Origin of the sequence: Niallia circulans NBRC 13626 (assembly GCF_001591585.1) — a bacterium.
GTDB lineage: Bacteria > Bacillota > Bacilli > Bacillales > Cytobacillaceae > Niallia > Niallia circulans.
Window position 1 is genome coordinate 128,733 of sequence record NZ_BCVE01000005.1, and the last position, 24,505, is coordinate 153,237.

Consider the following 24,505-nt stretch of genomic DNA (forward strand, 5'->3'; position numbering starts at 1 on the left):
AAGTAAGGAGAGGTGTCTATGTTAGAATTAATTGATACAAGACAAGGTACAGAAAATCAACATAGCTATTCAAACGGGAATACGCTTCCCTATACAGGCTTTCCCTTTGGCATGAATTTCTTTGTTCCGCAAACAAAACATACGAATGGAAGCTGGTTTTTTCATCCGCGTGATCGGGTTTTTCAAGGCTTTCGGTTAACTCATCAGCCGAGCCCGTGGATGGGGGATTTCTCCCATTTATTATTAACACCCCTTTCAGGCGCTGTTCACCATGACGATATTTACCACAATCAAAGTTCCTATCGACCTGAAAATGCCGTATATCAGCCACATTATTTACAAATAACGCAAGCACGCTATCAAATTAAGAATGAATTGGTTCCTACTACATATGGCTCCATACTTCGTTCTGCCTATAGAGATTTCAATCTACCAGGTTTATCCCTACATCTTCCTGGCAAAGGAAACGTTTCACTAGATATAGAGAAAAACAAGCTAACTGGATATGTTTCCAATTTTGCTGGCTGCGAAGATCCTGATTTTAAAATGTACTTTGTCATGACCTTTAGTCATCCCATCGATCAAGTGCATACTGGCTTTTTCCAAGAGGATAAGACGTTTACTTCCGCTTTTTCAGCAACTGGCGAAGACCAGCACTTTTTGATGCGCTTCTTATTAACCGAAGACAAACCGCTAGAAACTCGTCTTGCCACTTCTTTTATAAGCAGTGCTCAAGCAGAATGGAATCTAAGTCAAGAACTATCACCTTTTTCATTTAATGCTCTCAAAGAAAGGGCAGAGGAAGCTTGGGAACATTACTTAAATAAAATTGAAGTGAAGAATAAAGATTTTTCTACAGTTAAGACATTCTATCACTGTATGTATCGGATGTTTCTTTTTCCGCAAAAATTCTATGAAATAAATCAACAAGGTGAGCCGATTCATTATGATACAACAAGCAAAAGTGTAAAACCTGGTGTCCTGTATACAAATAACGGCTTTTGGGACACATTCCGAACCGTCTATCCTTTCTATTCTCTTCTTATTCCAGAAGAATATGAAGAAATGCTGAGAGGCTTTCTGAATAGTTATAAAGAAACGGGATTTCTCCCTAAATGGCTGTCTCCCGATGAACGCGGACTTATGCCGGGTACGTTAATCGATGCTGTTATTGCAGATGCGTCGCAAAAAGGAATTGCTGTTGATATCATTCCTGAGTTGTTTGAAGCAATGGTGAAAACTGCTTCTACCGTAAGTTCAAAGCGAACCTATGGCCGACAAGGAATCGAAGATTATGATACATATGGCTACATTCCTTCCAGCCATCATGAAAGTGTAAACCATACACTTGATTACGCATTTAGTGATTTCTGCATTAGCAGAGTAGCCCAAAAATTAGGACAGGATGATCTAAGGAAGACCTTCGAAAAGCGCGCTTATAATTATCGCAATATCTTCCATAAAGAAACGGGATTTATGCGTGCCAAAGATAAACAAGGCAAAGTAGAAGAACCCTTCAATTCCTTTAGCTGGGGGCAGGATTATGCAGAAGGAAGCGCTTGGCAAAGCAGCTTTGCGGTTTTTCACGACTTCGCTGGATTAATAAATGCTTATGGTGGAAAAGAACCTTTTCGAAACAAATTAGTAGATCTGTGCAATCAAGAACCGATTTTTGATACCAAAGGCTATCGATTGGAAATACATGAAATGAGCGAAATGGCTGCAATTGATTTTGGCCAAGTTGCCATATCCAATCAGCCAAGTTTTCATCTGCCTTATTTATTTACCTATGCTGGTGATCCCGCTTCGTCTCAAGTTTTATTAAAACAATTAATGACCCAGTTATTCTCTAGTAGTCCAACTGGCTATCCTGGTGATGAAGATAATGGCAGTATGTCTGGCTGGTTTATTTTTAGCAGTATGGGCTTTTATCCTATCTGCCCTGGTACAGGGGAATATGTAATTGGAATGCCGATTTTTGATGAGATTACAATACATCTACCAAATGACAAAAAAATCGAAATTTCAACTGCATTCAACCAGCCACAATTTAATTTTGTTCATCAGGTTACTGTCAACAATGAAATTTACAACAAGCTATTTTTAAAGCATGACGTACTTATAAAAGGCTGCACCATCGACTTCCAGCTTGGTATTGTGCCGCCAAATAAAGACTATGCAGAAACAGATTTACCTTATTCCTTGTCGACAGACAGTGCCTCCCTCCTATAAATAAAAGCACACCAAAAACCTACCCGCGCCGACCAAGCCAAAGGGTAGGTTTTCTTTATATTCAAATCCACTTCCTCATTCATCAATCGGCTCAAATAATTGCTGATAGCTGTCCCTAAACTCTTTTGGAGAAATACCACAATATTTTTTAAAGTTTTTATAAAAGTAACCTGGACTCATATAGCCAATTTTTTCGGAGATTTCATTTATATTCAGCTCTGAATTCAGCAATAGATTCTGCGCTAGCTTTATGCGATAGTGATTTAAATATTGAGAAAAACTCTTATTGGTTTCTTTCTTAAAAATCTGCCCTACATACATCACATTTAAGTGGAGCCTTTCGGCAATTGCTTTTAATGTTAAATCCTCGTGATATTCTTCTTGGATGATTTTGAGGACATTTTGAACATTCATGCTGTATTCTCTTCTAAACTTCTTATACTTCAGATTGTCCAACAGATCTTTAATGATCATTTGCAGCTCTTTAAAAGAACAAGCTTTATTTATTTTCTCCACCATCTCTTCATAGATGAATTCATCCTGAACCTCAAGTTCGCGATAAATATCCATGAATACCAGGAAGATAATATAGCGAGTGTATGCAGGTGAAGCGGCGGATTCCATTAACTCCGCAAAGATTTGTTTAATCTCCGTTTGAATTGTTTCTATATTTCTTATTCCTAATGCCTTTTTAAACGCTGTGAACGATATATTCGGTACATTTTCATTTAAAACATTGGCGGTTGCCGTGTCCATAAATTGTTGCTGTCTTTCATAAAAAGAACTAAGATATAAACTACTCTTTGCATGTTCATAGCTTAAGGAAACATCAGCCATTTTCTTTACTTCTTCCCCGATTCCAAAAGTCACTTTATTTTGGCAGTATAGCACTTGGATTGATTTCATTAAGCTCTCCAGTCCCCATCTTCCACCAAAATAGATAACGACCCATTGGTCTTCTTCATAATGATGAAAAAAATATAAATCTTTATTCGTATGTAACAGCTGATGAACTTGGTCATGGAGTTTCTTTTTATAGGTAAAGATCAGCACTTGATACCTTTTCATCTCCGTACTTATATCAAAGGCAGCAAGCATCTTTTTTAAATCCATATAATCAATATCATCATGTACCCAGCGTTTGAGTAAATGTGCAAATAAATATTTTTCGCCTTGGATTCGCAGCTTTTCCTCTTCAAACTCCTTGATACACTTTTTTAACGTCTCGATTAATTCCTCTTTGTTTATCGGTTTAATTAAATAATTCTCTGCTCCCATCTGGAGACTTTCTTTCACATATTCAAACTCTTGATAGCCAGACAACACAATAAAACGGAAAAAGATGGACGCTTCTTGTGCTTGTTTTAGAAAGTCAATCCCAGAAAGGATCGGCATGGTTACATCGGTTATCACAATATCTACCTTTTGTCTTTTTACAAATTCAAAAGCCTCTTGCCCATTACCTGCTGTGCCGACAATTTCAAATCCAAGATTCTCCCAAGGAATCAACTTTTGCAAACCTCTTACAATCATATATTCATCATCAACAAGCAGAACTTTATACAAAGCTATCCTCTCCTTTTAAAACAAGATTTCGATTGTTAATCCGCCTAATGGATTGGTCTTTAACCTCATGCTGTATGTATCTCCAAAAAAGGATCGCAATCTTGCATTTACATTATGTATGCCGATAGAGGACTCTAACTGATTTTCTGAAGAAGGCGTTTTCAATAATTCGTTGATTTTCTTTAATTTATCTTCGTGTACTCCTGTTCCGTTATCTTTGATTAAAATGCAGGTATACCCATCTTGCTTTGAGACCTTTACACTAATTGTATTGTTTTTCCTTGTATGATCAATCCCATGTATAAAAAAATTCTCCACCAGCGGCTGAATAGAAAATTTAGGGATGCTAATTTCTCCAAGCTCCTTTTCTATCTGAAACCCGTAAGCGATGCGATCCCGGTAGCGCATTTGATACAAATAAGCATATTTCTCACAAAATTCGAGCTCGTGTCTGATTGTAACTACTTTCTCTTGGGTGATGCTGTTTCTTAACAAGCTTCCAAAAACATAAACAACATTCGATAATTCATCGGCCCCTTCACTTACCGCATACATACGAATGTACTCAAGTGTATTATAGAGAAAATGCGGATCAATTTGAGACTGAAGCGCCCGCATATTAGCATCCTTTTGTTTGATTTCTAAGTTATAGATATCCTCAATATTGCGATTAATGCTATCTAACATCTGATTGATACTATGAGAAATATCCTTTAGCTCCCCTTGCTTCGTCTTTTCTTCAATGCGTACTTCCATATTCCCGTTTGAAACTTGATTGGTTCCTTTTTGAATATCTTCTACTTGAATCACATATCGTTTAAACGTTTTTCGGAGCCCAAAAAGGAGAATACCGTCTAAAATAGCACTAACAAATAAAAAGAAAAACAGACTTTTCATCGATTCGTTATTTACTTCCTTTTTACTGATGAAAGCGAGCACCTCAAAGTCATTGCTTGTATGAACACTTTTAATATAATATTGTTTTTCTAAATCCTTAAGACTAATAACGGAAGACTCTTCTAAATTTGCTGCAATCTTTTGTTGGAGCACAGAGTCTTGTCTGTATTGTCCTTGATAGTATACTAGTTTTTTTGTATCAGAAATAATTGCTGCTTGAAGAGACGTTTTCTCTTTGTCATTATCTAAAATCCGTTCTAATTCTTTATCATTAAAAACAATTGATACAATTCCAATTTGTGATAAAGTATTGGGATCCTTTATTGCTTTTTGGTAGACTACTTGATTGTTGCGGATAGGAGTATGGAAATACTTCTTGCCTCCCTTGTTTTCCTTCGTTGAATAATAGACTTCTTTATAATCATTTAATGAAATGGTTACCGATTCAATATCATCATCCAAGTAATACATCTCTGTTACGATTCGCGGAAGATAAAGAAAGGCATTATTTCTTTGCTCACTTAACGATTTTTGTAAATATGCTGCTGGTTCTAACTCAAAATATTGATACATACTTGTGATCATCTCTGAGCTGGCCATTAAATTAGCAACTACTTTATCTAACTTTTTCTCATTGTCTGTCACAATATTTTCTAATTGATTAGCGACCCTCTCAACAGAATCGATTGCTGTCCTTTGCTTATCCTGGCTTGTATTATAGCTGACTAATAAAGCAAAAAGAGTAACAGCAGAAATTAAGATAATAGAATATGTTTTTAATAGTGAATTAATAAAATACTTACTTCCCAATTAGCATCATCCTTAAGATACATATACGAGTTTTTGACTAAGTCTTATAAATAGCTTATTGGAAATAAAGCTAGCTAGTATGATAAACAGCGAGATACTTCCGAATAAAATTAGGGCAGGATTAAAATAAGTAAGAACAGAAATGCCAGCGAGCAGCCCTCCTAGTTTAAGGAGTGTCCAGAAGTCCATAAAGAACAAGAGAAACGACAGCTTCCATACATCTTTTATCGCTGCTTCATATTGTGCCTCAATAAAGAGCGAAAACAGGAAGCTGATAGCAATTAAAAATAGGGCAAAGATAAGCAAGAAGTCAATGATGAGAAAGAGCAAATGATTAATTTGAAGGGAAAAATAAAGATTATAGCTTAAAATGACACCTAATAGCAAAAATCCGTAAAAGGAGAAATTGCCACGTTTATAGCTAGTCTTAAAGGTAGAAAAAACATTCTTCCATGTTAATTCCTGATGGTCCCAACGGCACTCTAAAGATAGCTTTACAATCGTTAACAATGCAGGGCCAATACCAAAAATAATCCCCCCCATTATAGTCAGCAGCCAAAAATACAGATTCAGTTTTACTACTACATAAAATCGGTTAAAAAAAGTAGTCAAAAAAGAGGCAATCATATCGCTTTTCTCCTTTCTATTATATGATGAGAAAAGGCACGTTAACTAGAGCTAACGCACCTTTTAAAGATTAGTTTTTAGAGGCTTGAAATGCATCAAATTGCTTCTGCATTTCTTCGCGGACTTTTTCATACCCCGCGCCTTCTAATTTCTCATTTAATTCAGGGATTGCTTTATCTGGATCTAATGTTCCTGTGTTTAATCCATCAAGGTATTGGCTCATTACATTCGAAATATTGGTGATTTCTGTTTTCACGGAATCTGTATTAAAGGTGAAGCCTAGAATTGGAGAGCTTGTAGCATTGGCAATATTTTCATCTCGCTCTTTGATCTGTTCGTCAGTAATAGAATCTTGAACATAAACAATCTTATTATTGCCTGTATTCCAAGCTGCCATATGATTATTTGACTTATAGCCATCTAATAATTTTACTTTGTTTTCTCCGGCCTTCTCCCACGCTTTTCCTTCTTCCCCATAAATAAGACCATTTAATAGTTCTGGATCAGAATTTAGAAGACCTAAGAACTCTACTGCTTTTTCTTTATTCTTTGAGTTACTAGAAACAACAAAGTTTGCCATTTGCGCTTGTGCTGTAGACTTAATCGGATCTGTAATCGGCATGGAAACTATTGGCTGCTCTGCAACTGTTGATAAAAGGGTATCACCATAGTCATACGGTCCTTGTGTCTCTTGGCGAACAAACCATGTACCACTATTTAATGGGTATTCCGTATTGCTTGTTGCTGCATCCTTAGCAATATATCCTTTATTGTAGTATTCATGCATAATTCGTAAGTTTTCTTGCATTTGATTATTCTCATACTGATTAATAATTTTGGCGGTATCTCCATTTAAATCCACTGCAAAAGGCATGCCATTTCCTAAGACAAAATCCATATTAGGGAGAACGCGGAATCCTTGCCCAACAGAAAATGGCATGACGTCTTTTTCGTTTTCTTTTATCACTTTCAAAAGCGGCTCAAGATCTTTGTATCCTTTCACATCAGAAATATCTAAATTATATTTATCAATATATTGCTTATTAAATGAAAACATCGTCTGTGCGTACACATTACCATTTACCGGGAACGCATAAAGCTTTCCATTCACTGTATTCCCTTCAATATAAGCTGGATCCAGCATGTCATAGGCTTCTTTCGCATATTTTGGAAGTAATTCCGTTAAATCTGCATAAGCACCTTTTTGCGCATTTGTTACATAGTTATTGGCATAGGCAATATCATAATTTTCACCAGAGGATACGATAACGGACATTTTTTTCTCATAATCGCCCCAGCCAATATACTGTAAATTAACACGAACGCCAATTTCCTTTTCCGTTTTCTTGTTAACATTCTCCATTAATGTATCAAAATTTTCCGGTTTATCACCAATTTGATACATTAATAAGGTGGTTACACCATCTTTAGAACTGTTATCTGCTGTTGAATTTCCTTTTAAACTACAGCCAGCTAACACAGTGCCAATCAGTAACATCAAAACAAGTAGAAAAGGAACTTTTTTCTTCATTTTCATATACCATATCCCCCTTTTATTTACTTACTCTTTTACCCCGCCAATTGTTAAGCCGCTAACAAAATAACGTTGAAAAAATGGATAGCTGCATGCAATCGGTAAGGTAGAGATCACAACCATCGCCATTCGCGTAGCCTCTTTTGGAATAGCGGCAAGGCCACCAGATAAGTTTCCACTTAAGCCCGCATTTTGGGTCATAAAATCAATATTGCTTTGGATTTTCATCAATAAGTATTGCAGTGGAATTAGATTATCACTTTGAATGTATAGCAGTGCATTAAACCAATCATTCCAATATCCTAGTGCGGCAAACAGGCTTATTGTTGCAATTCCTGGCACCGCTAATGGTAAAACAATTTGTGTAAAGATCCTCATTTCACTTGCCCCATCAATACGGGAAGATTCAATAATCGATTCTGGCACCTGTCTTCTAAAGAATGTTCGCATCACGATGATGTTAAACGGACTTAAAGCCATAGGAAGAATAAGAGCCCACACGGTATCTTTTAACTGTAGCATATTCGTCATCACAATATAGCTTGGTACCATTCCAGGACTAAATAACATCGTAATTAAGGCAAAGATGGTGAAAAATCGCTTATAACGAAAATTCGGCCGAGAGATGGCATAAGCATAGGTTGATGTGAATGCAACATTGATAAAAGTTCCGACAACTGTTACAAATACGGTAATAAATAAGGATTGAATAATTTGCGTTTTTAAATCAGCTAAATATGTGTACCCTTGAATACTCCACTCACTTGGCCACAATGCATATCCATTTGTTATTAAGGCTGTTTCACTTGTAAACGATATAATGATTACGAATAAGAAGGGAAAAATACAAGAGAAGGCAAACAAGCCTACCATGATATTAAAAAAGATATTTGTTTTTCGACTAAAAGTTCGGACACGAACATGCTCTATTTTTTTCTTTTTCACTGTATGATTTGGACCTCCTTTCCTCAAAACAATGCAGATTCTTCATCAAATTTGCGAACAATGAAGTTAGCCAGAACTACTAAAATACAGCCGACAACTGATTGATAAAGACCTGCAGCTGCTGTCATCCCAATATCACCTGTACTTGTCAGTCCGTTATAGATATAAGTATCTAAGACACTTGTTACTTCATATAAAGCACCTGAGTTTCTCGGGATTTGATAGAATAATCCAAAATCAGCTCTAAAAATATTGCCGACAGATAAAATAGATAGAATAGATATTAAAGGTACTAACTGCGGAATCGTGATATTTTTAATCTGCTGCCATTTCGATGCTCCATCAACCATCGCAGCTTCATAATAATCCGAGTTGATTCCCATTATACTCGCAAAATAAATGACACTATTATAGCCGACACCTTTCCATATTCCTAAGACGATTAAGATAAATGGCCAATATTTTTGCTCGTTATACCAATTAATTTCTTCCCCGCCAAAAAGAGTAAGGATACTATTCATTAATCCTTTATCTGGACTTAAAAATGCAAAGACAAAATAACTGATAATAACCCATGATAAAAAATAAGGGAATAGCATCGAAGTTTGATAAATCTTAATCATTCTTTTTGAACGCAGTTCACTGAGTACTATTGCCAAGAAAACAGCAAAAATCAACCCTAACACAATAAATGCCACATTATATAAGACAGTATTTCTTGTAATCAAGTAAGCATTATTGGAAGAAAATAAAAACTTAAAATTATCAAACCCAACCCACGGGCTTTCCCGCAAGCTTTGAAAAAATCCGCCACTTGAATAGTGGAAATTTTTAAATGCCACAACATTCCCGAATACCGGAATATAAAAAAATAAAATAAGCCAAATAGTTCCAGGCAATGCCATTAACAAAAAGGCCTTATTTCTCCACAAATTTCTTAACATGGCCATTTTTCTATCCCTCCTTTCTTTGGAAAACGCTTTCTTTTTGGTATAGCTAAATTATAATATCGAAGAGAGTGCTAACCAATAAACAAATTATAGGAAAAACTAAACGAATTATATGTTTTTTTAGGTAAAATATAAATATGATAAACAAAATCTTAAATAAGGTTACATCCTTAATATGTACTCAATCATAACGCACTTTTGAAAACTTAATGATTGTCAGCATAAAAAGAAAAACCTGCCATTTGTGCTCCAAATAGTAGGTTTTCCTTATTTCCAATTATCTTGTAATTTTTTCACATCACTTTTTGGCGGCAATCCAAACAATCTGCTATATTCTCTGCTGAACTGCGACGGACTTTCATACCCAACTTGAAAAGCTGCTTCCGCTGCTTCTAATCCTTCAGCTATCAATAACCTGCGCGCTTCCTGTAAACGAATCATTTTTTGGAACTGCAAAGGAGACATACCCGTAATCAACTTAAAATTATGATGAAAGGAAGAAAGACTCATATTCACAGCTTTAGCTAATTCCTCTACGCGAAGCGGCTCGGCATATGCCTGATTTATCAATTGAATGGTTTCTTTTATCGCCTGGGCATGAGTTCCTAAAATGGCAAATTGCTTTATCTGATCACCATCCTCCTTCTGTAAAATCCGATATAATATTTCCTTTTGATATAATGGTGCAAGAACAGGGATATCCTTTGGAGTATCAAGCAGCCTTATTAATCTAAGTAAGGCATCTGTCATTTCAGAGGTGGTTTTATTTACAAGCATCGCTCTTTTAGGAGGATCTGAAACTACTTCCTTATGATTAGCAACTGCTTCTAAAATCTGTTCTGTCGTAAATCCAAGTCTAATACATAAATATGGCTTTTCCTTCATAGCCTCTATTATTTTCCCGCGAATAGGCAGATGCACAGATATAACTAGATACTGGCTGGAATCATAGCGAAATATCGCCTCCCCCAACATCACTATTTTGGAACCTTGTATAATGAAACAAACAGAAGGCTCGACAATAGAATGAAGCGGTTCTGTTAATGTGGATGCTCGGACAATGCTTAGATGGTTAATTTCTGTTGCGTGTGTACCATCTGTTTTAAAGTGTTTTTCTACCAGATCCGTTAACTCATTTTTATTATTCACCATATCCCCCCTACTTTTCATACATTTTACCTCTTATTTGGAGAATTAGGCAAAGATTATACAGAAATCTTCTATCACTCTTGCTGAAAGTTTTCTTATCATTACAGTATGTTATCTAAAGACTAATAATTAGCTATGGGAGGAAGAAATGAAGCATTTACAAGATAAAGTCGCTATTATAACTGGTTCATCGAGAGGAATAGGAGCAACTATCGCAGAAGAACTTGCTCAATTAGGGGCGAAGGTGATAATTAACTATTCAAGTAGCTCAGAAAAAGCTAAAGAAGTTGTTGCAAGCATCGTGAATAAAGGTGGAGAAGCTATTGCAGTTCAAGCAGATGTCAGTAAAGTTAAAGAGGTAGAACGTTTATTTATAGAAACCCTTCAGCACTTTGGAAAAATAGATATTCTTGTTAATAACGCTGGCATAATGCACACTATACCATTAAAGGCTGTAACAGAAGAAGAATTTGATTTACATTTCTCCATCAATGTAAAAGGAACTTATTTTGCTTGCCAACAAGCGCTTCAGCATATGGAGGCAGAAGGAAGAATTATTAATTTTTCCACCTCTGTAGCAGGAATGATGTTCCCTGGTTACAGCCTATATGCAGCAACAAAAGGAGCTGTCGAACAAATTACAAGACAGCTGGCAAAAGAATTTGGTCCCAAAAAAATCACTATAAACACGATTTCACCTGGTCCTACAAATACCGAGCTGTTTATGGATGGCAAAAGCCCTGAACAATTAAAAAAACTAAAAAAACTAAACGCCTTCGGCCGCTTCGGAGAAACGGACGATATCGCAAAAGTTGTCGCCTTTTTAGCGAGTGAAGATGCTCGTTGGATTACAGGTCAGACTCTTCGCGTTAATGGTGGAATGGTTTAATTGTAAGAAAAAAAATCGATTGAAAGAATGGGATTCACACTGAAAAGTGCAAATCGATATTCCTCCAATCGATTTTTCATTATATTATTTTGCTATTAATGAGATGGATGGTCTACTTTCACTCGTTTGATAAAGAACGATAGAACTAGACCAATGATTGCAACAATAATCGCAAAGCTAAATGATTTCTGTACACCAGCTGTAAAGGCAAGCAATGGACTTAACGGGGTGGTTAAATCGGTCGCAGCACTATCTATATATTCCGCTGAACCTGAAGCTAAAAGAGAAATAGCAATTGCTGTTCCGATAGCTCCACCAACTTGCTGCAACGTATTCATAATTGCAGTTCCATGTGGATATAATTCAGGCGGCAATTGGTTTAAGCCATTTGTTTGTGCCGGCATCATTACCATAGAGACACCAATCATTAATACAATCAGCAAAGCAATAATAAAACCAGATGATGTATCAATATCAATTGTAGAGAATCCAAATAATGCAAGAGCTGCTAATGCAAGACCAGGAATAACTAACCATTTTGGCCCAAATTTATCAAAGAGACTTCCCATAATTGGCGAAAGCAATCCATTGATTAAACCACCTGGCAGAAGAAGTAACCCTGCTGTAAATGTGCTTAATGCTAGCACATTTTGTAAATATAGCGGCAATAAAATCATGGATGAAAGCATAACCATCATAATCATGATAACAAGTACTAAACCTATAACAAACATTGGATATTTAAAAGCACCTAAATTCATCATTGGCTGCTCACTTCTCACTTGAAGAATAGCAAACAAAATTAATGCTATTAGTCCAATGGCAATAGAAATAATTACTTCTAAGCTGCCCCATCCGCCGCCTTCTCCAGCATTACTAAACCCGTAAACAATACCACCGAATCCAATTGTTGATAAAATAATCGATAAAATATCAATCTTTGGCTTCGTTAATGTCGTTACATTTTGCATAAATATACTGCCGAAAACAAGCGCAACCACAAGCAGTGGCAGGGAAATCCAGAAAATCCAGTGCCAAGTAAGAGAGCGAAGAATTAATCCAGAAATAGTTGGCCCTACTGCCGGAGCAAAACTAATGACCAACCCCATCATCCCCATTACTTTTCCCCGTTTATGCGGGGGAATTAACACAAGAATTGTGTTAAACATAAGCGGTAATAATAGTGCTGTACCAATTGCCTGAACAACACGAGCAACCATTAAAATTGTAAAGGTCGGCGCAATTGCTCCTATAAGTGTTCCCGAAATCGAAAAAATAAGGGAAGTAATAAATAACTGTCTTGTCGTAAACCATTGTAGAATAAGTCCTGATACAGGAACTAAAATTCCAAGTGTTAATAAATAACCTGTTGTTAACCATTGTACGGTTGTTTCGTTAATACTAAAATCCGTAATAATTGTTCTTAATGCCATATTCAGTGCCGTTTCACTAAATAATCCAATAAAGCCTGCAATTAAAAAGGAGGCAATAATCGGCACCGTCTTAAACTCCGTTTTCCCAATTGTTTCGCCTTTAGCGGGAATATCCATTGTCATATTTCTTTTCCTCCTTTAAATCCAAAAAATCACTGTTTTAACAGCACTGCTATTTGATTCGAAATGCAACGCAGGGGGTTACTGCTCTTATTCGTGAGAGCAAGCATGCACCCACCTTCTATCATTGCATTTAACGTAATACCCAGTTCCTTTGCCAGTGGTTCTGCAAAGCCAAAGTCCTCTAGCCTATTTGTATAAAGCGCCTGCCAATCGGTAAAAGTAGCATCACATGCCAAGCGCAGCGTTTCATGTGTTAACGCTGTTTCAGAAGCAATCAGACTAATTTGCAAGCCTTCAAGTGCACTGCAGCCCATCTGATCAAATTCATTTGCGATAGAATTCACATGTTGTTGAAAGGCAGCCACAGGTGTTTCCCCGCTATATAAGTCTGCTTTCATTTTCTCTACTACTAGCTCTCGCATTCGCTTAATTGCTTCTAATGCAATTTCTTCTTTCCCGTTTGGAAAGTGATAATACAAGGAACCTTTTGGAGCACCACTCTCATCAATTATTTGATTAAGACCCGTTGCATGGAATCCTTGCAGTTGAAATAGTTTCGTTGCAGTAGTTAGAATTGCTTCTTTTTTATTGTTGCCTTTTTTCATTCGATCATCTCTTCTTAAAAGTATTATAACAACTGGTCTACATAATATTAATGTGACATTCTAGAAGTGTCAAGAAAATAATAGCTGATTTTGCTTCTTTTTATGCAAAAATTACTGATTCTTTATCTATTTTTTACAGTAAAGGGTTTTCATTTTATATCCTTCACCAAGATGCCTTCTGGTGCAGTTGTTTCATCAAAAAAAATACTGGAATAAGTATTCCAGCCAAACAGCCCTCAGAACAATTATACGGACATATTAAATCCATTCGTCTAATTATAATGAGGCTATGTTTTTTTAAGAAAGATAAGTTGGTGGCAATCTCCCGCAGACTGAATACTTATTCCGGCTTACTATGGTAGGAAGTCGTAAACCGTTAAAGCCATTGATAAGAGGCCCACTGTCAAGAATACTAATAAGTTTCCAACAATAGAAAGGTATTTCAAGCGACTTTTTTCGCCTTTTAATCCGGAATATCAGTCCGACTAAAGGGATGATAAATATACTTGCTAATATGCTATAACCGAGATAATCGTTCCCAATTCCAATGCTGAATCCTGTTTCATCATATAACTTCCCCATCATGTTAGCTAGAATAAAGACAACAATAGAAGCTAAGAAGCAATAAAAAGATATGCTAGTGTTCTTGCTTTTCATTCGCCTACTCTCCCCTTTTCCGTTGTAAATTAATGGAATTTTATATATATCATACACAAATAATGGATATATATGAAGAGAAATCAGACTGTTTTACCACAATAATTTCCTATGCTATACTCATAAACAAATTGGTTACCTTAAAGAAATACGGGGTAATGCAGATGGTTATAAGAAGGGAGATAAATTATGCGCAATAAAGAAGAGTTAAAACAAGAAATTCTTGCTGCCTATCATTTTCGTCATGCTACAAAAGAATTTGATCCAGAGAAGAAGATTCCAGAAAGTGATATGAAATTTATATTAGAAACAGCTCGTCTTTCTCCAAGCTCATTTGGTACTGAGCCTTGGAAATTTCTTGTGATTGAAAATCCAGAATTGCTGAATAAAATCAAACAATCGTCTTGGGGAGCGTATACAAAGATTCCGGCCGCCAGCCATTTTGTTATTTTATTAGCTAGAACAAAATTAGATACAGCCTATGATTCCGCCTATTTAAAAGAACAGTTTACCAATGTATCCAAGCTTCCTGCTGAAGTGATTCCAAAAATGATTGAACGGATAGAAGAATTTCAAAAGGAGGATTTCCGCTTAGACACCGATCGTTCTTTATTTGACTGGGCTTCTAAACAAACCTATATCGCACTTGGAAATATGATGACCGCTGCTGCCCAAATCGGCATCGATTCTTGTCCTATAGAGGGCTTTCATATGGAAAAAATGAATCAGTTATTAAATAAAGAAGGACTTTTAGAAGATGGCCATTTAGGAATTTCCGTCATGGTAGCATTCGGTTATCGTGCGAAAGATCCATATCCAAAAACACGCAGAGAATTTGATGATGTGGTGAAGTGGGTATAAGTTTTGTTTAAAATTGCCTAACGGAAAACTCTCCCCCCTTTAGTGACTATAATTAATGCGGGGGAGAGTAAAAAAAAGGATAACTAGTTCTTTATTTATACTATCTCCATGCTTCTTGTCTTTATGCTTCCTTTATACTTCTAGACATAAGACGATATTTTCTAGGGGTCATATGCTTAACTTGTAAGAACTTTTTTATAAAATAATCGGGATTCTGAAAACCTATGTTTGTCCCTATTTGATAAATGCGGTCATCAGTTTCTTCTAAAAGCCGGCATGCTTTTTCTATTCTATATTCATTTAAGTAATCTTTAAAGGCTACTCCATATTTCTTACTGAATAATTGGCCTAAATATACACTATTTATATTATATTTATCTCCTAATTTTCTTAAACTCAATTTTTCCATATAGCGCTCTGCAATGTCACTTTCGATTTTAACTAAGATGTCTTTTGATGAATAATTCCTGATACTATATAAATAGTTTGCAAAATGTAATGAATAGGTTAAAAACTCATCCATTGAAATTTTTCCAGATAAAATATTCTTCTGATCATGAATAAAAAGGAGGGGTTCATCATTAGAAAAATTCGGTTTATTATTCTTATTCCATAGGTCTGCTAATTGATAAATTAACAGAGTAAGATTGTTTTTTATTAATTGAGGATGCAGACATTTCTGTTGAAATTCTTCGTATATTTCTTTAACAATAATGTTTATTTTTTGCTCATTATTTTCTGATATACTATCAATATATTGATTTATCCGTTTTTGAGATAAGTGATATTGCTCTAAAGAAAATACTGGTGTGTTATCGCAATAAATTATTGATTTATCGACACAATAAAAATATTCATATTCTTTCCCTAAAACTACTTTATTATAGGAATCAGTTATTTCTTCTATTTTCTGTACTGTATTTCCGATATATATTTTCACCGTGAACGGCACTTCACTAATTAATCTTCTGTGAAGTTTCTCTATATAATTTGCTCTATAAACCTCCGAGCGATTGCATTGCCAAACAACACTTACTGAGTATTCCATGTTTGTATTTTCTATATCATAAAGAATAAGGAAATTCTCTTCCTGTACCATTTTTTCTATTACTTTATAGAGCATTTTTCTCCATTTCTTTTTTTCATCTGGCATAACACGTTCCTGCCTATTTTCTTGTACAACATCCATATTAATAAAGGTATAGTTTCTAAAATTCCCATACCTTTCTTTGACAAATTCGATGTCCTTTGAGGTAAATTTATCATATAAAATATTTTTTAAATGATAATCAATAATTGCCTTGTTCTTTTTTTCTTCCTCTTTTTCTTTTCTCTTTAGTACTATAAATCGTTTGTTAATGGTTTCTAGTAAATCGATTAGCTCCTTTTCCTGTATTGGTTTTAACAAATAATCAGTGACCCGATATTGAATAGCTTTCTTCGCATATTTAAATTCATAATATCCACTTAAGATTACAAATCTTATTTCCTTATCCATGCTCTGCTTTACTTGTTTAATTAATGCTAATCCGTCCATAACAGGCATTTTTATATCGGTAAAAACAATGTCAACATCATAGTCTCGAATAATTTGAAGAGCATCTTCCCCATTTCCGGCTTCATAACAAAGTTCAAAACCGTATTTTCCCCAGTCAATCATGACTTTAATTCCTTCCCGAATATATGGCTCATCATCAACAATAAGGGCTTTTAACATTATCTATTCCTCCTAAATGACCTTTCTCCTATTCAAAATGAATTTGTGAAAGAAACACTAAACGAAAAAGTAATTAACACCTGTACTGGAAATATGCTGCCAAGCTTAATCTCTATATAATGGGTAACTTAATGTATACTTCTGTTCCAGTGTAATTCTGGCTTTCAATTTCTAATTCCCCCTCCTCTTGATAGTGCATTTTTATCCGTAAATAGGCATTTAAGATTCCTGTGCTTTCTTCCCAATTGGATGTTGTCACATCATTTTTCTCAAGGGACTCTCTTATTTTCCTTAATCTCTTTGCATCCATCCCAACTCCGCTATCTAAAATTTCAATATAAATAGCATTCTCTTGTGCAGAGACGATGATGCTAATTTCTCCTCCATTTTTCTTTTTCTCAATCCCATGAATACAGGCATTTTCCACAAAAGTTAATATCAGCATCTTTGGAATATAATGCTCCTTGCATTCCTCTTCTACATAGATAGAAAAGTTCAATCTATCTACAAAACGATATTTTTGAATATTTAAGTATCTTTGAACATATGCTAATTCTTCCTCGACAGTAACAAAATATGAATCACTCCATTTGGTCATTCTTCTAAATAACTGTGCTAATTCATTAATAACTGTTGCACTTTCTCGATCTCCATTTAGTAAATTCCTCATTCTGATGCTATCAAGCGTATTATAAAGAAAATGTGGATTTACTTGACTTTGAAGTGCATTAAGCTCTGCTTTTGTTTTGGCTAATTCTATTTTCTGCTGTTCTCTTTCTTTTTTGTACACTTCACCTAATAATTCATCGATTTTAACCACCATGAAATTATAACTCCTTATTAAATCACCTATTTCATCTTTCCCTTCATTTATATTGATTCTTTCGAATATCCCTTTTTCTACTTTCAATAAATGCTGCTCTGTTAGAGCAATTCTATCTTGAAAAGACTTATTAATAAGCAAAATAACAAGTGTGGGAAATAGAAAATTAAAAATTATTAACACAAGTAGTACGGTTTTCTTGTTCTCAATGAGATCAAAAATATTAGTCTGATTATTAGATATATAGATATCCCATCGATCATTGATTGCTAGAAAAGAATCAGATAGATTAAATTTGGATTTTTCTTTTGATTCTAACTTTCGGAATATAGTATTCTTCTTCTCTGAACCATGATTACTAAAAATAACCTGATCATTATACGCTATTACAATATTATTACTCGTATCTTCATTTTTGATATTTGCCAATAATCGATAATAATTAATATTTATTTTTACAATACTTTTATATCCGTTGCTTCCATTTGGTAATTCTCTTATAAAACTGATCGTTCGATTCGACTCTAACTTTGGTGGGAATTGTTTATTCTCTTCATAATATGGATATAAAACCATGTTCTGATTATTCTCTTTGTAAATTCTATACCAATTCGTATGCTCGACCGCTCGCAAATTCCAAAAAACCCCACCGTTAATAATAGTTGGATTAGTAGTGTATATTTCAATACTTTCCAATGCTTGGGATACATAAAAATTATTAATGATGTTTTCTTGAACAAGTGAAATATAGTCACTATAATAATCTACATTATCCTTATACTCCTTTTGGAGAAATTCATTGATCTTCAAATCTCTACTAATATAATTGGATACTTCCGTAATCTCGTTGAAGCTCTCATTAAGATGATATTTCAGCCGTTCTATCGTAATCTCCATTGATTTATTTTTTTGGATATCCTCATTTTCTCGAATGGAATGGATAATGACTAAATTAGTAAGAACGATAGGAATCACTACAGCTAATAAATAAATTAGAATCATTTTTTTCTTTATTTTAATATTATTCAGAAGCAGAGCAAGCAAGTTTTTTCCCATCCTTCCAAACTAAGCTCTACACAAATAGTAAAGCTAAAGGCTATTATCTATCATAATCAGAAAGAAATAATAAACAACAGCGACTGCTAGCCTACTAATTGTAAACGTTTTCTATAATGTGTATTCTACCATTTATTTACTGTTACTTTATAGATTTTCTCATAAAATCATTATTGCTATGTTTCTTTGAAGAATTAGTTATAATCTGAACTTGATTCCTCTCCTTTTTACTACAATCTCCTATTATTTTTCTTTCAAATAACTGGAGAATATATTTTCCATATAGCGACTTATCATATAGGAGAAAAAAGCAGGAATGATTACAACTAAAATTGGTAATAGCCATATACTAAATATAAAAAGCACTAGAAGTGTTAATAGAAATAGCGATTTAGGCAAATGGCTGATGGCTAAAATGGCCGCGTTTTTCCAAACAATTTTTAATGGGGACTGAAATCTCGCTATATAGGAGATAGCATAGATAAAACAACAACATGCCAAAGGGATAAGTAGAAGAAATATTGTCTGCCCTATTATAGATACAACACTCCCATTTGCTTGTGCCCCTAAAAACAGGCTATTGTAGTAAAACACAGAAATGACAGCTACAAAAAATATCCAAGTAATAGTAGCCTGGTTAAAGCTACTTTTCATCGCTTTCCAAAATTGCTGAAATATATATCCCTCTTCCTCTCTAATTGCATAGTGGGCTGCATAATATAATGCAGCCGTGGATGCCCCAATCGTAATGATAGGTAACGAGAATACTGTCCAAAGAAGACTTAAGTATAATAAATTGGCTACCTTTGTCAATCTCCTCATATATATTCCATTCATTAATCTATTCATACAGTTTCACCTTTTCTGTTATACGCATTTCTACTCCCTCGTTTACTTGCTCCAGCCATTGAAAGTCTGCATAACAAATGTTTGTAAGATCCGATTTACTAGTTACATAAACTCCCATTGTACAACCAACAAATCCTCCTGCCACTTCCGTACTTAGGATATGTGCATCTATATTCTTCACCACTTCTATTTCCTCGCCATCTTCTTGAGAATAATAGAAGTGAAGTTTTTGACAATCGCCTCTTATTTTTAAGGTTAAATTACGAGAATTCTCTACTATACGTTCTTCCAGCTTCTCTTCCCCATTATAATTTGTTATGACTCTCAATTCTCTTTTTCCATCAAACAATCCTGAGACAAAGCGAATAGAATAACGATCATTTTGCAGAATGACAAGCCCGGCTTCATCCCCATTTTGTTGAGGTATAAAATCCAGCCTCGTTTTAAGCGTATACCACATGGATTGTTGTCTAATCCCTATATAAGAAGGGGATGCAATATCTGCGATTGTATGTGGGGAAGCGTACATTCTTAACCAACCGTCTCTTTCATCAAAAACATACTTTTCTATATCAGGATTTCTTAAAAATAATAACCGCTTATCTAAAGGTTGTTCAAACAGAATTCGAGGATTTACTGTTTCTGTTGGAAAAAGTGGCAGCCTGTGCATCTGCTCTTTTGCTAACCTTCCTAATCCCGGATTAATGACTGGCCAATCACTCTCCCAGACTACTTCTGCTAGAAATGTCTCTCTGCCTAAATTGCTATATCCGTCAAAAATACGACTTGCAAGACAAGTCATATACCATTGCCCATCCGCTGTTTCCACTAAGTCGCCATGCCCTACATTACATACAGGATAATCACGTCCAAGATGCCTATGTGTAAGAATAGGGTTACATGGATTTCCTATATACGGACCATCAATTTTTTCACTTCTCGCAATCGTGACACAATGTTCAAACGAAGTGCCACCTTCTGCAATCATTAAATAATAATAACCGTTCCGCTTATATAAATGTGGTCCTTCTGGCCAGATTGCCTCTCTTAGAGCACCCTTCCAAAGTTTTGTACTGACTCCAATCAGTTTCATGGATTGAAGATCTATTTCCTGTAGCCAAACCTCCCAGTCTCCATTGTAGCGCACTCCTTTGGGATTTGGCCTTGTCCCTACATAATAGCTTTTTCCATCTGTATCAAAGAATAGACTTGGATCGATTCCTTCTGCTCCTTCTAAATAATATGGATCAGACCAGGGTCCTGTTGGATCAGTTGCTGTCACAATAAAGTTTCCACCCTTCGGAACATTTGTCGTTATCATATAGAAAATTCCCTTGTTATACCTAATAGAAGGTGCAAATATTCCTTGAGAATGTGTAACATCTGATAGGGGAAGCTGCGATTTTCGGTCCAATATATTTCCGATTAATTCCCAATTAACAAGATCCTTACTATGGTAGATTGGAACACCAGGAAAATAAGAAAAAGTGGACGTAACCAAATAATAATCATCTCCAACTACACAAATAGATGGATCAGGCGAAAATCCTTTTAAAATTGGATTCTGAAAAGTCTGCACTGCCAATCATCCCTTCTTCTCAAAAATAGCACTACCATATTCTATAATTTCCGCTTAACGATAAAAACGCAAAGCTATAAAGAAAGTTATCATAATATCTTCGCTCTCCCGTTCTAAGTGGGGTATTCCAAAATTTCTCTACACACTCTTTCGCATAATCAAACTTTCCTGCTGTTGCAAGGGAACCCATCGCATTTGCTGCTAATAGTCCAACAGGATGTAACACCTTCTGCTCCACCTTTGTTCCATCTATAGCATAAACGTAATCCTCTTCCCCTTTGACTGTTTCACAAAAGAATTTTTGAATCTTTGCCACACAATTTCTTAATTCTTCGTCTTTGCCAAACCATTCGTAATCGAGCCCAATATTAGCCGCTACCCGATACGAATCACTATAAAAGTAGAAATGTTCGCTGTCATAGTAGGGGTTTCCATCATAATCGGCATATTCTGCCGTAAGCCCCGTAACTGGATGGCATGCTTTTAGCAAATAGCTTCTACTCGCTTCAGCTGCTTCCTTCCAAAAATCACGATCCTCTTCATTTGCCCATAAGGAAAAGAGTTCATAAAAGTGTGGCAAATGATAAGATGGATCAGAGTATTCTACTTCTGGAATAAATTTAATAAGCTTATTTTCAGGATTCCACATCGGGAAGCCATCATTGTTTTCTCCTTTATGAATACAATAGTGGAGAATATCTTTCGCTTCTTTTGAATACTCAAAAATTCCGTCTCCATCTCCCCAGCGATGCGAAGCAAAAAATAATGCCATTGCAAAAAATTCTTCTCCGTCGGGAGCTGGTCCATAGGAATTTTTTACTCCTTCGGGTGAAACAGACCATGCAAAATAGTTAGCATGGAGTCCAGAATCCATCCACATATATGTTTTTGTCCATTTCCATAACCGATCAAATACTTCCTTTTGATCTAATTGCACACTTAACATCATTGCATAGGACATACCTTCTGTCCTTACATCGTTATTGCCCGTATCTACCACATATCCCATCTGGTTATCTGTTTCATAATAAATTCGTTCCTCTTCCTTTCCCAAAAATAGCGTTTGCCAAATGAGCGCTAAGCGATTGTTAATTTCCTCTTCTTGATAGCCATATTTTTTAAATAAATTAGTATATTCTCCCGTCTGAAATGCTTTTACCATATTAATCTACCGAACTATCACTTCCTGATAGTAAGGCAGCTCACCTCCATCATTTATTTTTAACATCTTTATTCTTTTACTCCACCTATTGTTAGTCCACTCATAAAATACTTTTGTAAAAAGGGATAGAGACAAACAATCGGCAATGCCGTAATAATTGTGGTTGCGGCTCGTATTGATGTAGGAGTGACCATAGAAGACGAGTTTTTCATGGAATCCACATTTGCACCTTGATTCGTCACAGAAGAAAGCAGTTTCATTAATTCATATTGTAATGTAGTTAATCGATCATTAAATCCGTTGTATAACATCGCATCAAACCAAGAGTTCCATTGATATACTGCTATAAATAACGCAACTGTTGCTAAAACTGGTTTACATAACGGCATTATAATACTTATAAATATTCTAAAATGAGATGCACCATCCATTTTGGCAGATTCCACTAAACTTTCCGGTAATCCATTAATATACGTGCGGATAACTAACATATTAAACGCACTTATCATTCCCGGAATAATATACACCCAAAAGCTATTTAACAATCCTAACTTACTCATCAAAAGGTAATTCGGTATCAAACCCGCATTTAAATACATAGTAAAGATATAAAGTAATGTAATAGATTTTCTAAATACAAATTCCTTTCTGCTTAATATATAGGCTAAAAGAGCAGTTAGAAATAATTGAACGATTGTGGCAATTACCGTTCTCGCAACAGTAATAATAGAAGCTTGGATAAGCGTATCTTTTTTTAATACAGTTATATAGTTTTCAAGTGTTAATTCTCTTGGAAAGAGGTAAATTCCTCCTTTAATAGAATCTAATCCATCATTAAAGGAAACTGCTAGCGTATTTAAAATGGGGTACAGTGTTGCAAGAATAAAAAACAGTAAAAAAATCCATTTTAAAATATCAAAAAGTACATCAGAATAATAGACCTTTTTCATCACTCTCCATCCTCCTTTAGAATAGTCTTTCTTCTCCCGCTGCTTTCGCTAAGTGGTTAGCAATGAAGATTAAGGTAAGACTAATTATTCCATTAAATATTCCAGCAGCTGTAGCTAATGAATAATTATTTAAGCTAATTCCGTATTTTAATACAAAGATATCAATTGTTTGCGATACTCCTTGAACTAATCCATTGCCTAATAAATATTGAACTTCAAATCCAGCATTTAATATATTTCCAATATTGATTAACAAGAGAATAAAGATAGTTGGTTTAATTCCCGGCAGTGTAACATGCCATATTTTTCTTAAGCGATTTGCTCCATCAATAGATGCTGCCTCATACAGTTCTTCATTAATCGATGCCATTGCCGCTAAATAAATAATGCTCCCCCATCCAGTTGATTTCCATACATTTGCAAAGCCTACAATCCACCAAAAGTATTTGGGATCTGCAAAAAAGTTAATAGGTGCATCAATTATGCCAAAGACTAACAATAATTGATTAATAATGCCTGTTTCCGGAGACAAAACTTCCATTACAATTCCTGTCACGATAATCCAAGATAAAAAGTGAGGAAGATACGATACGGTTTGCATAAACTTTTTGACTGTTTTATTTCTTACCTCATTTAAGAGAAGTGCAAATCCAATGGAAAAAATGAATCCTAGCACTAGGTTTATCATACTCATTGCTAACGTATTACGGACTACATTAATGAATGTAGGATCAGAAAAGAGAAATTTAAAATTATTTAACCCCACCCATTCTTGTTCAAATATTCCTCTTCCTGGCCGATAATTTTGAAAAGCCATTAACCAGCCACTAAGAGGAGCATAATAAAAAATTAATGCATAAATTACAAATGGGATAGATAGTAACACTAATTCCTTTTGCTCTTTACATTTTTTAAATAATTTTTTTAAAGAACTTACCTTTTTCGGAGATGGCTGTACGACAGTTTCTAACATTACCGGTTTCTCCTGCTGCACCTTTTACACACACCTTTCTTTAATACGAAAGGGATTGGGAAAACGTCCTATATTTCAGGGCGCATCCCAATATTTCGTTAAATAATCATTACCAGCC

Annotated in this window: 20 protein-coding genes; 3 read left to right on the top strand and 17 right to left on the bottom strand. The window is 35.2% G+C overall.

Going from position 1 to position 24,505, the window contains the following annotated elements; translation table 11 throughout:
• Nucleotides 1-18 precede the first annotated feature (18 nt).
• Nucleotides 19-2,232, top strand: coding sequence for a GH92 family glycosyl hydrolase (locus tag BCI01S_RS08230; RefSeq protein WP_047943837.1), 2,214 nt, complete (start codon nt 19-21; stop codon nt 2,230-2,232).
• A gap of 75 nt (nt 2,233-2,307) precedes the next feature.
• Here BCI01S_RS08230 and BCI01S_RS08235 read toward each other — a convergent pair whose 3' ends face one another.
• The 7 genes from BCI01S_RS08235 to BCI01S_RS08265 form a co-directional block, all read right to left on the bottom strand.
• The gene (locus BCI01S_RS08235; RefSeq protein ID WP_047943836.1) at nt 2,308-3,798 is read right to left on the bottom strand and encodes a response regulator transcription factor; all 1,491 of its coding nucleotides are present in this window, start codon (nt 3,796-3,798) and stop codon (nt 2,308-2,310) included.
• 15 nt (nt 3,799-3,813) lie between these two features.
• Nucleotides 3,814-5,505 (bottom strand): sensor histidine kinase, encoded by a 1,692-nt coding sequence (locus BCI01S_RS08240; protein ID WP_047943835.1) that lies wholly within the window; start codon nt 5,503-5,505, stop codon nt 3,814-3,816.
• 12 nt (nt 5,506-5,517) lie between these two features.
• On the bottom strand, nt 5,518-6,132 hold the full coding sequence (locus BCI01S_RS08245; protein ID WP_047943834.1) for a DUF624 domain-containing protein: 615 nt from the start codon (nt 6,130-6,132) through the stop codon (nt 5,518-5,520).
• A 70-nt stretch (nt 6,133-6,202) separates the two neighbouring features.
• Nucleotides 6,203-7,669 (bottom strand): ABC transporter substrate-binding protein, encoded by a 1,467-nt coding sequence (locus BCI01S_RS08250; RefSeq protein WP_047943833.1) that lies wholly within the window; start codon nt 7,667-7,669, stop codon nt 6,203-6,205.
• 24 nt (nt 7,670-7,693) lie between these two features.
• A complete protein-coding gene (locus tag BCI01S_RS08255) occupies nt 7,694-8,611 on the bottom strand; it encodes a carbohydrate ABC transporter permease (protein WP_047943832.1) in 918 nt (305 codons plus the stop codon).
• A gap of 23 nt (nt 8,612-8,634) precedes the next feature.
• The gene (locus tag BCI01S_RS08260) at nt 8,635-9,561 is read right to left on the bottom strand and encodes an ABC transporter permease (RefSeq protein ID WP_047943831.1); all 927 of its coding nucleotides are present in this window, start codon (nt 9,559-9,561) and stop codon (nt 8,635-8,637) included.
• A gap of 267 nt (nt 9,562-9,828) precedes the next feature.
• Nucleotides 9,829-10,731, bottom strand: coding sequence for an AraC family transcriptional regulator (locus tag BCI01S_RS08265; protein WP_053215764.1), 903 nt, complete (start codon nt 10,729-10,731; stop codon nt 9,829-9,831).
• A 127-nt stretch (nt 10,732-10,858) separates the two neighbouring features.
• On the opposite strand from BCI01S_RS08265, the gene BCI01S_RS08270 reads away from it, so the two are divergent.
• Nucleotides 10,859-11,599: an SDR family oxidoreductase gene (locus tag BCI01S_RS08270; protein WP_047943830.1), complete on the top strand. Its 741-nt coding sequence runs from the start codon at nt 10,859-10,861 to the stop codon at nt 11,597-11,599.
• 95 nt (nt 11,600-11,694) lie between these two features.
• Here the strand turns inward: BCI01S_RS08270 and BCI01S_RS08275 are convergent, their stop codons facing one another.
• From BCI01S_RS08275 to BCI01S_RS08285, 3 genes are all read right to left on the bottom strand, one after another.
• A complete protein-coding gene (locus BCI01S_RS08275) occupies nt 11,695-13,149 on the bottom strand; it encodes a DHA2 family efflux MFS transporter permease subunit (RefSeq protein ID WP_047943874.1) in 1,455 nt (484 codons plus the stop codon).
• A gap of 35 nt (nt 13,150-13,184) precedes the next feature.
• Nucleotides 13,185-13,760: a TetR/AcrR family transcriptional regulator gene (locus BCI01S_RS08280; RefSeq protein ID WP_047943829.1), complete on the bottom strand. Its 576-nt coding sequence runs from the start codon at nt 13,758-13,760 to the stop codon at nt 13,185-13,187.
• 297 nt (nt 13,761-14,057) lie between these two features.
• Entirely contained in the window at nt 14,058-14,417 is a 360-nt protein-coding gene (locus BCI01S_RS08285; protein WP_061798084.1) for a hypothetical protein, read from the bottom strand.
• A gap of 189 nt (nt 14,418-14,606) precedes the next feature.
• Here BCI01S_RS08285 and BCI01S_RS08290 point away from each other — a divergent pair, with 189 nt between their 5' ends.
• Nucleotides 14,607-15,278 (top strand): NAD(P)H-dependent oxidoreductase, encoded by a 672-nt coding sequence (locus BCI01S_RS08290; protein WP_047943827.1) that lies wholly within the window; start codon nt 14,607-14,609, stop codon nt 15,276-15,278.
• Nucleotides 15,279-15,399: 121 nt separating this feature from the next.
• Here the strand turns inward: BCI01S_RS08290 and BCI01S_RS08295 are convergent, their stop codons facing one another.
• From BCI01S_RS08295 to BCI01S_RS08325, 7 genes are all read right to left on the bottom strand, one after another.
• Entirely contained in the window at nt 15,400-16,995 is a 1,596-nt protein-coding gene (locus BCI01S_RS08295; protein WP_047943826.1) for a response regulator transcription factor, read from the bottom strand.
• A gap of 112 nt (nt 16,996-17,107) precedes the next feature.
• The gene (locus BCI01S_RS08300) at nt 17,108-18,874 is read right to left on the bottom strand and encodes a sensor histidine kinase (RefSeq protein ID WP_047943825.1); all 1,767 of its coding nucleotides are present in this window, start codon (nt 18,872-18,874) and stop codon (nt 17,108-17,110) included.
• Nucleotides 18,875-19,117: 243 nt separating this feature from the next.
• A complete protein-coding gene (locus BCI01S_RS08305; RefSeq protein ID WP_047943824.1) occupies nt 19,118-19,723 on the bottom strand; it encodes a YesL family protein in 606 nt (201 codons plus the stop codon).
• Entirely contained in the window at nt 19,716-21,302 is a 1,587-nt protein-coding gene (locus BCI01S_RS08310; RefSeq protein WP_047943873.1) for a glycoside hydrolase family 43 protein, read from the bottom strand. Before BCI01S_RS08310 ends, BCI01S_RS08305 begins: the two co-directional genes overlap by 8 nt.
• A gap of 31 nt (nt 21,303-21,333) precedes the next feature.
• Nucleotides 21,334-22,464 carry a family 8 glycosyl hydrolase gene (locus tag BCI01S_RS08315; protein WP_047943823.1) on the bottom strand — a complete coding sequence of 377 codons (1,131 nt, stop codon included), beginning with the start codon at nt 22,462-22,464 and terminating at the stop codon, nt 21,334-21,336.
• A gap of 68 nt (nt 22,465-22,532) precedes the next feature.
• The gene (locus tag BCI01S_RS08320; protein WP_047943872.1) at nt 22,533-23,414 is read right to left on the bottom strand and encodes a carbohydrate ABC transporter permease; all 882 of its coding nucleotides are present in this window, start codon (nt 23,412-23,414) and stop codon (nt 22,533-22,535) included.
• A gap of 16 nt (nt 23,415-23,430) precedes the next feature.
• Nucleotides 23,431-24,387 carry an ABC transporter permease gene (locus BCI01S_RS08325; protein WP_047943822.1) on the bottom strand — a complete coding sequence of 319 codons (957 nt, stop codon included), beginning with the start codon at nt 24,385-24,387 and terminating at the stop codon, nt 23,431-23,433.
• Between the last annotated feature and the right edge of the window lie 118 nt (nt 24,388-24,505).

Bases quoted from the DNA above. Each gene is read 5' to 3' on its own strand.
- BCI01S_RS08260 (WP_047943831.1), bottom strand. From the start codon at position 9,561: ATGGCCATGTTAAGAAATTTGTGGAGAAATAAGGCCTTTTTGTTAATG.
- BCI01S_RS08305 (WP_047943824.1), bottom strand. From the start codon at position 19,723: ATGAATAGATTAATGAATGGAATATATATGAGGAGATTGACAAAGGTA.
- BCI01S_RS08265 (WP_053215764.1), bottom strand. From the start codon at position 10,731: ATGAAAAGTAGGGGGGATATGGTGAATAATAAAAATGAGTTAACGGAT.
- BCI01S_RS08315 (WP_047943823.1), bottom strand. From the start codon at position 22,464: ATGGTAAAAGCATTTCAGACGGGAGAATATACTAATTTATTTAAAAAA.
- BCI01S_RS08320 (WP_047943872.1), bottom strand. From the start codon at position 23,414: ATGAAAAAGGTCTATTATTCTGATGTACTTTTTGATATTTTAAAATGG.
- BCI01S_RS08290 (WP_047943827.1), top strand. From the start codon at position 14,607: ATGCGCAATAAAGAAGAGTTAAAACAAGAAATTCTTGCTGCCTATCAT.
- BCI01S_RS08250 (WP_047943833.1), bottom strand. From the start codon at position 7,669: ATGAAAATGAAGAAAAAAGTTCCTTTTCTACTTGTTTTGATGTTACTG.
- BCI01S_RS08325 (WP_047943822.1), bottom strand. From the start codon at position 24,387: ATGTTAGAAACTGTCGTACAGCCATCTCCGAAAAAGGTAAGTTCTTTA.
- BCI01S_RS08295 (WP_047943826.1), bottom strand. From the start codon at position 16,995: ATGTTAAAAGCCCTTATTGTTGATGATGAGCCATATATTCGGGAAGGA.
- BCI01S_RS08230 (WP_047943837.1), top strand. From the start codon at position 19: ATGTTAGAATTAATTGATACAAGACAAGGTACAGAAAATCAACATAGC.
- BCI01S_RS08300 (WP_047943825.1), bottom strand. From the start codon at position 18,874: ATGGGAAAAAACTTGCTTGCTCTGCTTCTGAATAATATTAAAATAAAG.
- BCI01S_RS08275 (WP_047943874.1), bottom strand. From the start codon at position 13,149: ATGGATATTCCCGCTAAAGGCGAAACAATTGGGAAAACGGAGTTTAAG.
- BCI01S_RS08245 (WP_047943834.1), bottom strand. From the start codon at position 6,132: ATGATTGCCTCTTTTTTGACTACTTTTTTTAACCGATTTTATGTAGTA.
- BCI01S_RS08280 (WP_047943829.1), bottom strand. From the start codon at position 13,760: ATGAAAAAAGGCAACAATAAAAAAGAAGCAATTCTAACTACTGCAACG.
- BCI01S_RS08285 (WP_061798084.1), bottom strand. From the start codon at position 14,417: ATGAAAAGCAAGAACACTAGCATATCTTTTTATTGCTTCTTAGCTTCT.
- BCI01S_RS08270 (WP_047943830.1), top strand. From the start codon at position 10,859: ATGAAGCATTTACAAGATAAAGTCGCTATTATAACTGGTTCATCGAGA.